Consider the following 780-nt stretch of genomic DNA (forward strand, 5'->3'; position numbering starts at 1 on the left):
GCTGTATTCGTCATGCTTGCCCTGGCGGTCCCAGGGGAACTGGACCTTCACCCGGGCGTACTCGTCGGTGTAGATCTCCTCGTTGGGGGGGCCGACGACCATGGCGTTCTGCGGGCCATCGATGCGCGGCTTGGCCAACGGCTCGGCGCGCCACTCGGCGTCGTCCGGCACCAGCTCGGCCTCGTAGTGGTAGTGGGTGCCCAACTGCGCCTCGGCGCTTTCTTCGGCCTGGCTGGTGTGCTGCTTGCCGCGGTGGACGATGCTCACCGGGCGCCAGCCGCGGTTCATGTCCTCGCGCGGATGGCCGGCCAGGGTAAAGGAGATGCCCGGCTGCAGGCGCGGGTCGTCGCCTTCGACCAAGGCGATGCGCGCATCGCGGCGGTGGCCGCGTAGGCGGTTCTCCACGAAGGGCTTGCCGGCTTCGTCGAACTTGGCCCGGGCCGGGTAGTCGTAGCGCTCGTAGCGGCGGCCCTGGTGGTCCAGGTCCTGGCCATCACGGCTGTGCTGGTGGGTGTAGCGGGGGTGCTTGAAGGTGTAGTCGCGCTGGGTCTGGCGTGCGGTGCGCACGTTCTCGGTGTAGGCAAAGCGGCGCAGCGCCGGCTGCGGCTGGTCGCCGCCGGGCGCGGGGTTGTACTGCACCGGCTCATCACCCACGCGGCCATGGATGAACAGGCGATCGCTGTGCACCAGCTGGTGCCCCTCGGCACTGTGGCGGAAGGAGTAGAAAAAGCCTTCCTCGCGCATGATGCGCTCGATGAAGTGGTAGTCGGTGTCGCCGGC

General features: G+C 68.7%; 1 protein-coding gene. It reads right to left on the reverse strand.

Annotated features, from left to right (window positions below; genetic code table 11):
- Positions 1-780 (reverse strand): type VI secretion system Vgr family protein (locus PVZ78_RS03740; protein ID WP_273828246.1); only part of this gene is annotated, 780 nt, incomplete at both ends.

Source organism: Pseudomonas sp. SBT1-2 (assembly GCF_028640875.1).
Taxonomy (GTDB): Bacteria; Pseudomonadota; Gammaproteobacteria; order Pseudomonadales; family Pseudomonadaceae; genus Aquipseudomonas; species Aquipseudomonas chlororaphis_I.